The organism is Leifsonia sp. HAY1-4F, assembly GCF_056755275.1.
In genome coordinates, this window is the sequence record NZ_JBNDHX010000530.1 from 1 (window position 1) to 243 (window position 243).

Sequence of the window (243 nt, forward strand, 5' to 3'; positions counted from 1 at the left end):
GCCTAGAGTGAGTGACCGTGCAGTTCCTCAACGGCCTCCAGCCCCAGCTCGACCTGACCTACGACGACGTCTTCATGGTCCCGAGCCGTTCGTCGGTGACCAGCCGCCTCGACGTCGACCTGTCCTCGGTGGACGGGACGGGCACGACGATCCCGCTCGTCGTCGCGAACATGACCGCCATCGCGGGGCGCCGGATGGCCGAGACGGTGGCCCGTCGCGGCGGCATCGCGGTCGTCCCGCAGG

General features: G+C 70.0%; 1 protein-coding gene. It reads left to right on the forward strand.

What is annotated here, in order from left to right:
• Nucleotides 1-17: 17 nt before the first annotated feature.
• A partial coding sequence (locus ACPYOG_RS20400; RefSeq protein WP_481295898.1) for an IMP dehydrogenase occupies nucleotides 18-243 on the forward strand: 226 nt, incomplete at its 3' end.